Origin of the sequence: Ensifer sp. LC163 (assembly GCF_001695855.1) — a bacterium.
In the GTDB taxonomy this organism is placed as follows: Bacteria; Pseudomonadota; Alphaproteobacteria; order Rhizobiales; family Rhizobiaceae; genus Ensifer.
Genome location: NZ_MBSS01000006.1, coordinates 1 through 12067, shown reverse-complemented (window position 1 = coordinate 12067; position 12067 = coordinate 1). Strand labels below are relative to the sequence as shown.

The 12067-nt window shown below is 61.4% G+C and carries 14 protein-coding genes, 2 tRNA genes and 1 pseudogene; 14 read left to right on the top strand and 3 right to left on the bottom strand.

Annotated features, from left to right (window positions below; all coding sequences use genetic code 11):
• Positions 1 to 93: 93 nt before the first annotated feature.
• From BC360_RS05970 to pncB, 3 genes are all read left to right on the top strand, one after another.
• Positions 94 to 1281, top strand: coding sequence for a polysaccharide biosynthesis/export family protein (locus tag BC360_RS05970; RefSeq protein ID WP_065794596.1), 1188 nt, complete (start codon positions 94 to 96; stop codon positions 1279 to 1281).
• Between the two features lie 182 nt (positions 1282 to 1463).
• A complete protein-coding gene (gene pncA / locus BC360_RS05965; RefSeq protein WP_065781325.1) occupies positions 1464 to 2063 on the top strand; it encodes a bifunctional nicotinamidase/pyrazinamidase in 600 nt (199 codons plus the stop codon).
• 31 nt (positions 2064 to 2094) lie between these two features.
• Positions 2095 to 3399, top strand: coding sequence for a nicotinate phosphoribosyltransferase (gene pncB / locus BC360_RS05960; RefSeq protein ID WP_065781324.1), 1305 nt, complete (start codon positions 2095 to 2097; stop codon positions 3397 to 3399).
• 674 nt (positions 3400 to 4073) lie between these two features.
• Here pncB and BC360_RS05955 read toward each other — a convergent pair.
• Positions 4074 to 4283, bottom strand: coding sequence for a cold-shock protein (locus BC360_RS05955; protein WP_025425871.1), 210 nt, complete (start codon positions 4281 to 4283; stop codon positions 4074 to 4076).
• A 282-nt stretch (positions 4284 to 4565) separates the two neighbouring features.
• A tRNA-Thr gene (locus BC360_RS05950) sits at positions 4566 to 4640 on the bottom strand.
• 157 nt (positions 4641 to 4797) lie between these two features.
• Here BC360_RS05950 and BC360_RS05945 point away from each other — a divergent pair.
• The 11 genes and pseudogenes from BC360_RS05945 to BC360_RS30575 form a co-directional block, all read left to right on the top strand.
• On the top strand, positions 4798 to 5037 hold the full coding sequence (locus tag BC360_RS05945; RefSeq protein WP_139109934.1) for a hypothetical protein: 240 nt from the start codon (positions 4798 to 4800) through the stop codon (positions 5035 to 5037).
• A 167-nt stretch (positions 5038 to 5204) separates the two neighbouring features.
• Complete coding sequence (gene murA, locus BC360_RS05940) at positions 5205 to 6497, top strand: UDP-N-acetylglucosamine 1-carboxyvinyltransferase (protein ID WP_065781323.1); 1293 nt, start codon at positions 5205 to 5207, stop codon at positions 6495 to 6497.
• A 106-nt stretch (positions 6498 to 6603) separates the two neighbouring features.
• The gene (locus BC360_RS05935) at positions 6604 to 7044 is read left to right on the top strand and encodes a DUF2948 family protein (RefSeq protein WP_065781424.1); all 441 of its coding nucleotides are present in this window, start codon (positions 6604 to 6606) and stop codon (positions 7042 to 7044) included.
• A gap of 37 nt (positions 7045 to 7081) precedes the next feature.
• Positions 7082 to 8386, top strand: coding sequence for a histidinol dehydrogenase (gene hisD / locus BC360_RS05930; RefSeq protein WP_065794595.1), 1305 nt, complete (start codon positions 7082 to 7084; stop codon positions 8384 to 8386).
• Positions 8383 to 8859 carry a UPF0262 family protein gene (locus tag BC360_RS05925; protein WP_025425876.1) on the top strand — a complete coding sequence of 159 codons (477 nt, stop codon included), beginning with the start codon at positions 8383 to 8385 and terminating at the stop codon, positions 8857 to 8859. Before hisD ends, BC360_RS05925 begins: the two co-directional genes overlap by 4 nt.
• A 14-nt stretch (positions 8860 to 8873) precedes the next feature.
• On the top strand, positions 8874 to 9341 hold the full coding sequence (locus tag BC360_RS05920; protein ID WP_065794594.1) for a low molecular weight phosphatase family protein: 468 nt from the start codon (positions 8874 to 8876) through the stop codon (positions 9339 to 9341).
• Between the two features lie 125 nt (positions 9342 to 9466).
• Positions 9467 to 9685, top strand: a complete 219-nt coding sequence (gene infA / locus BC360_RS05915; RefSeq protein WP_004435948.1) for a translation initiation factor IF-1 — start codon at positions 9467 to 9469, stop codon at positions 9683 to 9685.
• Between the two features lie 49 nt (positions 9686 to 9734).
• Positions 9735 to 10355, top strand: coding sequence for a Maf-like protein (locus BC360_RS05910; RefSeq protein ID WP_065794593.1), 621 nt, complete (start codon positions 9735 to 9737; stop codon positions 10353 to 10355).
• A gap of 5 nt (positions 10356 to 10360) precedes the next feature.
• Positions 10361 to 10570: a DNA gyrase inhibitor YacG gene (yacG, locus tag BC360_RS05905; protein ID WP_065794592.1), complete on the top strand. Its 210-nt coding sequence runs from the start codon at positions 10361 to 10363 to the stop codon at positions 10568 to 10570.
• A 181-nt stretch (positions 10571 to 10751) separates the two neighbouring features.
• A tRNA-Phe gene (locus BC360_RS05900) sits at positions 10752 to 10827 on the top strand.
• 93 nt (positions 10828 to 10920) lie between these two features.
• Positions 10921 to 11046 (top strand): annotated as a pseudogene (locus BC360_RS30575) (IS66 family transposase); the annotation flags it as partial.
• 139 nt (positions 11047 to 11185) lie between these two features.
• On the opposite strand, the gene BC360_RS05895 reads toward BC360_RS30575, so the two are convergent.
• A partial coding sequence (locus tag BC360_RS05895) for an HlyD family type I secretion periplasmic adaptor subunit (protein ID WP_139109933.1) occupies positions 11186 to 12067 on the bottom strand: 882 nt, incomplete at its 5' end.

Genomic DNA, 12067 nt, shown 5'->3' with positions numbered 1-12067 from the left:
GCTTTTCAGAGACCGGCGGATTCCCGACCGGGAGATCATGCGGTGCAGAACTGTGAACAGAATCATAGCTGTGCCGAATTCGGAGTGTCGTAGTTGAAACGTGTAGCTGCCCTTCTGCTTTCTACCGCGCTTGCGGGATGTCAGGCTGTTCCGGGCGAGGGGCCGCTGGCTGGAGCCATTGTTGCGGATGCTGGTCAATCCGGCGCCGAGATCGGTCGGAAGAACGCAACCGTATTTGATATCGTCGATGTGAACGGTCAGTCCGCACGCCTTGTTTCGGACTATGTGTCGTCGACGCTCAACCGTCGGTTCGGCATCGGCGGCGGCGTCGGCCGGGTGGTCATCGGTGTCGGCGACGCACTGAAAGTATCGATTTTCGAGGCCGGCAGCGACGGTCTCTTCTCGACGCAGGACTCCAAGCAGACCAGCATCGATCTCGTCGTCCAGCCGGACGGCAAGGCAGCCATTCCCTATGTCGGCTCGGTTCGATTTGCCGGCCTGACGCTGGAACAGGCGCGCCAGGAGATCCTGGAAGCGCTAAAGCAGAAAGCGGTCGAGCCCGATGTCATCGTCACGAGCATGAGCACCGCTTCGCGCAACGTCACCGTTTCGGGCGCCGTCGGCAAGTCCTCCGTCGTGCCGCTCAGCCTCGTCGACGAGACGATAAACGAGGTCATCGCCAAGGCTGGCGGCCCCGTGGCCCAGCCCTACGAGACCTATGTCACGCTGGTGCGCGGCAAGAAGACCGGCACGGTCCTGCTGAAATCGATCATCGAGAACCCGTCTGAAAACATCCATGTGAAGCCGGGCGACCAGATCTTCGTAGCGCGTGACCCGCGCCGCTTCACGATCCTCGGCGCCGTCAAGGCCAACCAGCGCGTCGAGTTCGGCGCCAACGATCTCAATCTGCTGGAAGCCATGGGGCTTGCCGGCGGCGGCGCCGACTATACGCTCGACATGAAGGGCTACTTCATCTTCCGTTACGAAGAGCCGGATGTGGTCATGAGCCTTCTCGGTCAGCAGCGCTTCAACGAGATGTTGCACAAGGGCATGAAGACCGACAGCCAGGGCCGCTATCCGATCGTCTACCGCTTCGACATGAGCAAGCCGGACAGCCTGATCGTCGGCCAGACCTTCCCGGTCAAGAATCGCGACGTGATCTACGCGTCGCGTCATCCGTCCGTCGATTTCGGGAAGTTCCTCAACTTTGTCGCCCAGCCGGTCGGTATTGCCAATTCCGGCTTCTCGATCGCCGACAACATCAACAGCCTCGGCAACTGATCCGTTCGAGGCTCCAGTTCATAGAGGGCGTCGACCGTGGTCGGCGCCCTTTTTCTATAGCCATAGAGGATCGTGCCGGGGAGCGTTCGAAGCGGGTTGCCGTCGCTCAAATTCTGTGATTGATCTTGGACTTAAATCGATTTTGGTGATCGATAGCGATTGGTCCGGTCGAGGGGAAAGCGATGGCTGCTGAGGCGTTGATCGTCATTGACGTGCAAAACGATTTCTGCCCGGGCGGAGCGCTAGCCGTTTCCGGTGGCGATGAGATCGTGCCTGTGGTCAACGATCTGATCCGGAAGTTCGACCATGTGATCCTGACGCAGGATTGGCATCCGGCCGGCCATTCCAGCTTCGCATCCGTCCATCCGGGCAAAGCGCCGTTCGAAACGGTAGCGATGTCCTATGGCGAGCAGACACTTTGGCCGGACCATTGTGTGCAGGGCAGCACAGGCGCAGATTTTCACCCGTCGCTGGAATGGACACGCGCCGAACTGGTGATCCGCAAGGGCTTTCGCACCGGTATCGACAGCTATTCCGCCTTCTTCGAGAATGATCGCCGCACGCCGACCGGGCTTGCCGGCTACCTCAGGGACCGTGGCATAGAGAGCGTTATCTTGTGCGGTCTGGCCACGGATTTCTGCGTTGCCTATTCAGCGCTCGACGCCGTCGCGCAGGGGTTTTCCACCTCGGTCGTGCTTGATGCCTGTCGGGGTATCGATCTCAACGGCTCGCTCTCCGCGATGATCGTGCGTATGCGGCAAGCCGGCGTGCGGATGGTTTAGCCCTGCGCCCCTAGGAGGAGCAATTCCCGAAATGACCAAGACCGATATCGCCAGGCGCGTCTACAACCACACCTGGAAGCTCGACCCGATCGTGCGCAGCCTGCTCGACACGGATTTCTACAAGCTCTTGATGCTGCAGATGATCTGGCAGCTCTATCCGGATGTGGATGCGACCTTCTCGCTGATCAACCGCACCAAGACTGTGCGCCTCGCCGACGAGATCGACGAGCATGAACTGCGCGAGCAGCTCGATCATGCCCGCGAGCTGCGGTTCTCCAAGAAGGAAATGATCTGGCTTGCCGGTAACTCGTTCTACGGCCGCAAGCAGATCTTCTCGCCGGAGTTTCTGGCCTGGCTCGCGAAATTCCGCCTGCCGGATTACGAGCTGTCTCGACGCGACGGCCAGTTCGAGCTGACCTTCCGCGGACGCTGGGCCGAGACCACCATGTGGGAGATCCCGGCACTCGCGATCATCAACGAGCTGCGCTCGCGTTCGGCCATGAAGGGGCTCGGCCCGTTCACGCTCGATGTGCTCTATGCCCGTGCCAAGGCGAAGATGTGGTCGAAGGTCGAACGCCTTCGGCAATATCCCAACCTGCGGATCTCGGACTTCGGCACCCGTCGGCGCCACAGCTTCCTGTGGCAGCGTTGGTGCGTCGAGGCGTTGAAGGAAGGCATCGGCGCGTCCTTCTCCGGTTCCAGCAACGTGCTTCTGGCGATGGATACGGACCTGGAAGCGCTCGGGACCAACGCGCATGAACTGCCAATGGTGGCAGCAGCGCTCGCCCGCAACGACGCCGAGCTTGCGGCGGCGCCCTACAAGGTGCTGCAGGACTGGAACCAGCTCTACGGCGGCAACCTCTTGATCGTGCTTCCCGATTCTTTCGGCACGGCGGCCTTCCTGCGCAACGCGCCGGCCTGGGTGGCGGACTGGACCGGGTTCCGCCCGGACAGCGCCCCGCCGATCGAAGGCGGCGAAAAGATCATCGCCTGGTGGAAGAAGATGGGGCGCGACCCGCGGGAAAAGCTGCTCATCTTCTCCGATGGCCTCGATGTCGAAACGATCATCGAAACCTACCGGCATTTCGAAGGGCGCGTGCGCATGAGCTTTGGTTGGGGAACGAACCTTACCAACGACTTCGCCGATTGCGCACCGACGGAGATCAAGGGCCTCAATCCGATATCGATCGTCTGCAAGGTCAGCGACGCGGATGGCCGGCCGGCGGTCAAACTGTCGGATAACCCGCGCAAGGCGACGGGCGATGCCGCCGAGGTCCAGCGTTATCTGAAGTTCTTTGGAAGCGAGGATTTCGTCGAGCAGGCCGTCAAGGTCTGATGGCAGACGACTGGACAAAAAGAAACCGGCGTGAGCCGGTTTCAAAAGGGGATTTAAGCGTTGCGATTGTCCATCATCGCGATGTCAAATCTAGGGGGCCGAATCTTAAGGTTGCGTTAAGGCGCATCCTTTGGTGCCTGCAACTACAAATTAAATTTTCCGCTTCAGTGTTTCGATCGACCGATCGCCTCAGCTTTCTTGAGCGGCGCGTCAGAACACGAACATTTAAAGCAGAATGATGGCGATCAGGGGCACGCCCATGAGCCAGAGAACGATGCCTTTCATTTCAGAACCTCCACGTCGTTGCCGTTGAATTGGTAACGCGGGCTGTCGGGAAACGTTCTCTGCATCGGATGGAGGCCTTACGGCACTGTCAGTCAGATCGGGCGCGCTACTGCATAATTCCTTAAATCGGAATCGATTTAAGGAATTATGCAGAAGTTTAAAGCGTTACAGCGTCCTTTGCGCATCATATTTGATGCGCGGCGCTGTAAGGGCGTCGTAATATTTTGAGATTGCTGCGTAATGTCTTCCAAGGGTCGGTTTCGATCCAGGGAGAAATTGGCCAGTTGTCGCTGACCGAAGAGCAACAAAAAAGGTCGGGCGAGCCCGACCTTCTCATTCGCTGCACTGCCGCCGCCCACAAATCTGCGTTCGGCGACGTCGGGCGAAAATTACTTGGCCTGCAGGTTGTCTGCAGAAGACTTGCCGGTCTTGCGGTCGCGCGTCAGCTCGTAGCTGATCTGCTGACCTTCGTTGAGGCCGGAAAGGCCTGCGCGCTGAACGGCCGAGATGTGAACGAACACGTCCGGGCTGCCGTCGTCAGGCTGAATGAAGCCGAAGCCCTTGGTGCTGTTGAACCACTTTACTGTGCCTGTAGCCATGACGATTCCCTTTCAATCGCTCGTAATAGACATTCCCGGAAACAAACCTCCGGATCAAGATAACCGATTTTGAAGAGGGAAGTCCGTCTCTCACGCGCTTAGGGCGCCGACACAAAGTTCGTCAGCAATATCGATTTCCGCCACATAGGAGCTGAATGTGACGATTGCAAGGCTTTGTTCGCCGATGCCTCGACGAGTTGCGCGGGTATGCACATGCGAGCGCTCACCAAGATATCATCGCGCTGAATGGCGACAAGGTTTTTGGAGTATTATGCAGGAAACTGGTGCTGCTAGAGAGATTTGAACTCTCGGCCTCTCCCTTACCAAGGGAGTGCTCTACCCCTGAGCTATAGCAGCATCTCGCGGCCGGTTCGTTGACAAGCCGCATCAAGCGAGGCGCCTATTGCCATAGCTGGACGGGGAGCGCAAGCCGCATTTCGAAGTTTTCGGTGTTGAGCTGTGAGAAAATCCATTTTGGCTTCCGAAGCCCCTGGTTTTGCGCTAATGCAGCCTTATGCAAACAGACGATAAGAAAAGCGCTGAGGGCGAACCGCCGCTGGCCGAACCGCAGAATGCGACGGCAAAGCGCAAGCAAAAGGATACGACCGAGCAGGACCTGAGAAAGGCGCGCCTTGCCAAGACGCTGCGCGACAATCTCCAGCGCCGCAAACAGCAGATGCGTGCGCGCCGTTCCGGTGCCGCCGACGAGGCGATCGGCGTGCCTGCCGCAAAAACGGACGAATCCGAAGATTAGTTCGACGAGGGGGAGGGCTGCCGTTCGGTATTCCTTCACGCATGCAGGTGGCCGTGGCCGTCTTGCGTTCAAGGCACTTCTAATTTCGCGGCGTCTCCACTAAAGAGGCGCCTTCAGACACACTTCAATTTTTTGGAAAGGCGGGCCAAGCCCGTTCGAGAGGCCTCATGGATCGCATCAGGATTGTAGGCGGGAATGAACTTCACGGGGTCATCCCGATCTCCGGCGCGAAGAATGCGGCCCTGCCGTTGATGATCGCATCGCTGTTGACCGACGACACGCTGACACTGGAAAACGTTCCGCATCTGGCCGACGTCGAGCAGCTGATCCGCATCCTCGGCAACCACGGCGTCGATATCTCGGTCAACGGCCGACGCGAGCGCCAGGGCGAAAGCTACGCCCGCACGATCCATTTCACCTGCCGCAACATCGTCGACACCACGGCGCCCTATGAGCTGGTGTCGAAGATGCGTGCAAGCTTCTGGGTCATCGGTCCGCTTTTGGCGCGCGAAGGCAAGGCCCGTGTGTCGCTGCCGGGCGGCTGCGCCATCGGCACACGCCCGGTCGATCTGTTCATCGAGGGTCTGCAGGCGCTGAGCGCCAACATCGAGATCGACAGCGGCTACGTCAACGCCACGGCGCCGGCAGGCGGCCTGATCGGCGCCCGCTACACCTTCCCGAAGGTTTCCGTGGGTGCCACCCATGTGCTGATGATGGCGGCGACGCTTGCCAACGGCACCACCGTGCTCGGCAATGCCGCGCGCGAGCCCGAAGTGGTCGACCTTGCCAATTGCCTGAACGCCATGGGCGCCAAGATCACCGGCCAGGGCACGGCGACGATCACCATCGAGGGCGTTCGCTCCCTGTCCGGCGCGCGCCACCGCGTGCTGCCCGACCGTATCGAGACCGGCACCTATGCCATGGCCGTCGCCATGACCGGCGGCGACGTCATTCTCGAAGACACGGATATGGCGCTGCTTGACACCGCGCTCGAGGCGATCCGCCGGGCGGGCGCCGAGATCACCCCGACCAACAGCGGCATCCGCGTGGTGCGCAACGGCGCCGGCATCAAGCCGGTCGACATCGTTACGGATCCTTTCCCGGGCTTCCCGACCGATCTGCAGGCCCAGTTCATGGGGCTGATGACCAAGGCGAACGGCGTTTCGCACATCACCGAGACGATCTTCGAAAACCGCTTCATGCACGTGCAGGAACTGGCGCGCCTCGGCGCCAAGATCTCGCTTTCCGGCCAGACGGCCAAGATCGAAGGTGTCAGCCGGCTGAAGGGCGCGCCCGTGATGGCGACAGACCTGCGCGCCTCGGTCTCGCTCGTGATCGCCGGCCTTGCGGCGGAAGGCGAAACCATGGTGTCGCGCGTCTACCATCTCGACCGCGGCTTCGAGCGGCTGGAAGAAAAGCTCACCCGTTGCGGCGCTCACGTCGAGCGCGTCAGCGACTGATTTTGCCCGTTGCGCCTGATGCCGTTGCGGTTTCAGGCGCGACGTCCTATGTCCATTTCACTTGTGGCACGCAAAATGTGCGACGAAAGCGAAAGGAATGGATCGCATGGATGGTCTGAAGCTGCTGGCGCTCGACGAGGAGGACCTGGCGGTTGTCTCCGCCCACGTCCAGGATGCCGTGTTCAAGGTTTCCGGACTGGAATACGACGCGCGCCGCAAGCAGTTTTCGCTCACCGTCAACCGCTTCGTCTGGGAGATGGCCGATGGCAAGCGGCGTTCCTTCGAGCGTCGTCGCGCCGTGCTCCTGTTCAAGCGGGTCAGCGCCGTGCGCTCGCTCGGCTTTGACCGTCGCAACGGCGAAGCCGTGCTCGATCTGCTGGCGGTGCGGTTCGCCGTTGCGGGTGAGGGGCCGGAAGGCACCGTCGAACTGGTGCTTGCCGGCGAAGCTTCCATTGTCCTTGATGTGGAATGCATCGAGGCGCAGCTTGCAGATACCGGCGGAGCGTGGGAAACCGCTTTCAAGCCCCGGCATCCCGAAGGCGTTTGAACCCCACGACACTGGCATACCACAAGGACATTTTGCGTTGGCAATCAGGCTGAACTATCTCGACGGTAACTTCGAACAGCAGTTCGCGGCATTCCTGACCACCAAGCGTGAAGTTTCCGAGGACGTGAACGCGACGGTCAAGGCGATCATCGACGATGTTCGCCTGCGCGGCGATCAGGCGGTGGCGGAATATTCCGCCCGCTTCGACGGCATCGACTTCGCAACGACGCCGATGGCCGTCAGTGCCGAGGAAATCGATGCCGCGATCCAGAGCGTCGAGCCGGAAGTGCTGGGCGCGCTCAAGGTTGCCGCCGTCCGTATCGAGGCGCACCACGCCCGCCAGCGGCCGAAGGACGATATCTACGAGGATACGATGGGCGTCGGCCTCGGCTCGCGCTGGACGGCGGTCGACGCCGTCGGGCTGTACGTCCCGGGCGGCACGGCGAGCTATCCGAGCTCGGTGCTGATGAACGCGCTGCCGGCCAAAGTCGCCGGCGTCGAGCGCATCGTCATGGTCGTGCCGGCCAGTGGCGGCAAGATCAACCCGGCGGTGCTGGCCGCGGCGCGGCTTGCCGGTGTCGAGGAAATCTACCGCATCGGCGGCGCGCAGGCGGTCGCTGCCCTTGCCTATGGCACCGCAACCATCGCGCCGGTGGCAAAAGTCGTCGGGCCGGGCAATGCCTATGTCGCTGCCGCCAAGCGCCAGGTCTTCGGCACCGTCGGCATCGACATGATCGCCGGCCCGTCCGAGGTGCTCGTCATCGCCGATCGGGAAAACGACCCGGACTGGATTGCTGCCGACTTGCTTGCGCAGGCCGAGCACGATGTCGGCGCCCAGTCTATCCTGATCACCGACGACGCGGCCTTCGGCCAGGCGGTCGAAGCGGCGGTCGAGCGTCAGCTGAAAACCCTGCCGCGGGCCGAGACGGCATCGGCGAGCTGGCGCGATTTCGGCGCGATCATCCTGGTTCCGGACCTCGAAAAGTCTATACCGCTTGCAAACCGCATAGCCGCCGAGCATCTGGAACTGGCGCTTGCCGATCCCGAGCCGATGGTCGCCAGGATCCGCAATGCCGGCGCCATCTTTGTCGGACGCCACACGCCCGAAGTCATCGGCGACTATGTCGGCGGCTCGAACCACGTGCTGCCGACGGCGCGTTCGGCACGGTTCTCCTCCGGTCTCGGCGTTCTCGATTACATGAAGCGCACGTCGATCCTGCGTCTGGACGCGGAGCAGCTTCGCATCCTCGGCCCGGCCGCGATCGCGCTGGCACGGTCCGAAGGGCTTGAGGCCCATGCGCGCTCGGTCGCCATTCGCCTCAATCTCGGGGATGCGGGATGAAAGCTGACCGCAACCAGCGCCTCTGCGATGTCGTACTGGACGAGACGATCGGCCGTTCGACGCCCGACGTGGAGCATGAGCGCGCGGTTGCGATCTTCGACCTTCTCGAAGAAAACCTGTTCGAACCGGTCGGCCATCCCGGCGGCCCCTACAAGCTCAACCTCTCTCTGATGGATGCCAAGCTGGTCTTTGCGATCTCGACCGAGAAGGGATCTGACGTCGCCACCCATATTCTCTCGCTGACGCCGTTTCGCCGGATCGTGAAGGACTACTTCATGATCTGCGAGAGCTACTACGAGGCGATCCGCTCGGCGACGCCGAGCCAGATCGAGGCGATCGACATGGGGCGCCGCGGCATCCACAACGAGGGATCGCAGACGCTGATGGACCGCCTGTCCGGCAAGATCAGGCTCGATTTCGACACCGCCCGCCGCCTGTTCACGCTCGTTTGCGTGCTCTATTGGCGCGGATGACGGCGGAGACCGGGATGACGGGAACCGCGACGCACCCGCCGACAACGCCCCGTTCCGTTCTCTTCATGTGCGGCATGAACGCGATCCGCTCGCCGATGGCAGAGGCGCTTGCCAAGGCGGCCCTGCCGGCGGGCACCTATGTCGCCTCCGCCGGCGTACGCCACGGCGAGCGCGATCCCTTTGTCGATGTCGTGCTGGATGAGATTGGCCTGTCGATCGGGCGGCATCAGCCGCGCACCCTGGACGAGCTCGAGGACGACTATTTCGACCTCATCGTCACGCTGGCCCCGGAGGCGCACCACGTAGCACTGGAATTGACGCGCTCCATGGCCGTCGACGTGGTCTATTGGCCGACGCCGGACCCGACGGTTGCGACCGGCACGCGTGAGCAGATTGTCGACGCCTATCGCGCCGTTCGTGATCACCTTGCCACTCTGATTAGTCGCCGTCTGGTAGTGGCGCCCGCGGGCGAAAAGGCCTAAGGCAGTACAAAAGCGGAAAAGCCGGCGCAAAGCGGTTCACAAATCCTCGTCGATTGTGTAGTTTCCGGCGAATTTTTCGGGATGCGTGTCGTATCCCCGAACAAACACAGAAAGAACAGTCCTACATGGCGAAAGAAGAAGTCCTCGAATTCCCGGGCGTGGTCACGGAATTGCTTCCCAATGCGACCTTCCGCGTGAAGCTCGAAAATGAACATGAAATTATTGCCCATACCGCAGGCCGCATGCGCAAGAACCGTATCCGCGTTCTGGCCGGCGACAAGGTGCTCGTCGAAATGACGCCCTATGACCTGACCAAGGGTCGCATCACCTATCGTTTCAAGTAAACCACCGACAGGTGGCTTCATCATATCTCTGGGGTGACGGCGCGTTCCGATGACAGCGGCTCAAAAACTGATACTGGCGTCCGGTTCGCCGCGTCGCGTCGAGCTTTTGGCCCAGGCAGGCATTGAGCCTGCGCGCCTGATGCCGATGGATCTCGACGAGACGCCAAAGCGTTCCGAGCATCCGCGTTCGCTGGCGCGTCGCCTCTCGGCTGAGAAGGCGAAGGCGGCGCTTGCGGCGATCAAGGGCGAAGCCGGTTGGGATGGCAGCTATATCCTGGCAGCCGACACGGTCGTCTGTGTCGGCCGGCGCATCCTGCCGAAGCCGGAACTCGTCAGCGAAGCCTCGAGCGCCCTGCATCTTCTGTCGGGCCGCAGCCACCGCGTCTATACCGGCGTCTGCCTGATCACGCCCGACAAGACGCTGCGCCAGAAGGTGGTCGACACCAAGGTTCGCTTCAAGCGCCTTTCCGGCTTCGACATTGAGAGCTATCTTGCCTCCGGCCAATGGCGCGGCAAGGCAGGGGCCTATGGCATCCAGGGCATCGCCGGCAGCTTCGTGGTCAAAATCGTCGGCTCCTACAGCAACGTCGTCGGCCTGCCGCTCTATGAGACGGTCGGCCTGCTGGTCGGCGAAGGCTACGACGTTCACAACCGTTGGCTGGAAGGCTGAAGGCAGTGACTGGTGAAGACAAGAAGAGCGGTTCGAACGTAGCACCTCTGCGCGCACCGCGTCCGTGCCCCGAATGCGGCCGTCCCTCGCACCGCGAGCACTATCCCTTCTGCTCGGACCGCTGCCGCAATGTCGACCTCAATCGCTGGCTCTCGGGCTCCTATGCCATTCCTGCCGCAGACGACGAGACGAAAGCGGACGACGACGATCGCTGACCGCGATCTGCCTGAATATCTTCGGTTTTTTGGCTTTTTCCACTATCTTTGAAATTCCTGCCAAAAAACTTTCATTTGGTGCTGGACACCGCCGAACAAGATGTTATAACCCCGCTCGCTTCCGGGGCACAGACAACGCCCCGAGGGCTCCGAGAGGAGCCGCTGCCCGAAACGGCAGGATGCCCGGATAGCTCAGTTGGTAGAGCAGCGGATTGAAAATCCGCGTGTCGGTGGTTCAAATCCGCCTCCGGGCACCATCACTAAAATCAGCCTTTGGTTTTAGGTCGTTTTGTTGTCCAAACGTCCAGAAAAGTACACCACCTCAAAATTCTGGACATTTTTGTTCCCACCTCGCCGACTGCCTCTTTGATCAAATCAAGAAAGGGGAGCGGATCTTCGCCGACGAAACCACCTTGCCGACGTTGGCTCCCGGTTCAGGATCGACAAAGACAGCCTGGCTTTGGGCCTATGCCAAATACAACATAGTCAAGAGAGCCTGAGGACGCTTTCGAAGCGCTACGGGATCAATCAGAAGACCGTCGCCAAGTGGCGGAAGCAGACCTTCCGCCGCTACCGAATGCCAAATTTGCTGTAGCCGCCGATTATGTCTCCCCCTCACTCCTCGCGGAAGGCCCTGAGCATCTGGTCGGTGAAGGGTTTTGTGAGGTATGAGATTGCGGTTCTCTCGTCGGTCTGGACGAAGACCTCGACGGGCATGCCGGGCATCAGCTTGCGGCCGCCGAGCCTGTCGAGCGGCTCGGTGATCTCGACGGTGGCGAGATAGAACGGCTGTCCGGTGTTGCGGTCGAGCGTGGTGGCGGCGGCGACGACGTCGATGCGGCCGTCGAGTTCGGGGGTGGTGCGCTGGTTGAAGACGGTAAAGCGCATGCGGCTCGGCTGGCCGGGGGCGATGCGGTCGATGTCGGCCGGCGGGATGCGGATTTCGACCGTCAGGTCCTCGCCCTCGGGCACGATCGACATGGCGGTGGCGCCGGGGGCGATGATGCCGCCGATGGTGTGGAGCTGCAGGTCGTAGACGAGACCGTCGACGGGGGCGCGCACCACCATGCGCGACAGCCGGTCTTCGGCCGCCACCGCCCGCTCGCTGAGCTCGGCGATCTTGGCCTCGAGGCCGACGATCTGGCCCTGCGTTTCCTTGCGGTTGTTCTGGTCGATCGACAGCAGCTTGATGCGCAGCTCGCTGATCTGGCCGACCGCCTCGGCGATGCGGGCCAGCAGTTCGCCCTTGGAACCATCGATGCGGGCCATCTGGCGCAACAGGTCGCGATGTTCGGAGATCGGCACCAGGCCGCTCTTCAGCAAGGTGTCGAGCTTGCTGAGTTCCTTTTCGACGATCTCCTTCTCCTTGTCGCTCGAGCCGGTCTGGGCCTTGAGGCCGCGGATCTGCTCCTCGAACTGGCCGATCTGCAGCCGCATCTGCTCTTCCTGGCTGGTGATCATCCGGCGGTTGGCCTCAAACAGTTTCAGCTCGCTGAC

Coding starts and splice junctions, on each gene's coding strand:
- pncA (WP_065781325.1), top strand. CDS start 1,464: ATGGCTGCTGAGGCGTTGATCGTCATTGACGTGCAAAACGATTTCTGC.
- pncB (WP_065781324.1), top strand. CDS start 2,095: ATGACCAAGACCGATATCGCCAGGCGCGTCTACAACCACACCTGGAAG.
- BC360_RS05955 (WP_025425871.1), bottom strand. CDS start 4,283: ATGGCTACAGGCACAGTAAAGTGGTTCAACAGCACCAAGGGCTTCGGC.
- BC360_RS05945 (WP_139109934.1), top strand. CDS start 4,798: ATGCAAACAGACGATAAGAAAAGCGCTGAGGGCGAACCGCCGCTGGCC.
- murA (WP_065781323.1), top strand. CDS start 5,205: ATGGATCGCATCAGGATTGTAGGCGGGAATGAACTTCACGGGGTCATC.
- BC360_RS05935 (WP_065781424.1), top strand. CDS start 6,604: ATGGATGGTCTGAAGCTGCTGGCGCTCGACGAGGAGGACCTGGCGGTT.
- BC360_RS05925 (WP_025425876.1), top strand. CDS start 8,383: ATGAAAGCTGACCGCAACCAGCGCCTCTGCGATGTCGTACTGGACGAG.
- BC360_RS05920 (WP_065794594.1), top strand. CDS start 8,874: ATGACGGGAACCGCGACGCACCCGCCGACAACGCCCCGTTCCGTTCTC.
- infA (WP_004435948.1), top strand. CDS start 9,467: ATGGCGAAAGAAGAAGTCCTCGAATTCCCGGGCGTGGTCACGGAATTG.
- BC360_RS05910 (WP_065794593.1), top strand. CDS start 9,735: ATGACAGCGGCTCAAAAACTGATACTGGCGTCCGGTTCGCCGCGTCGC.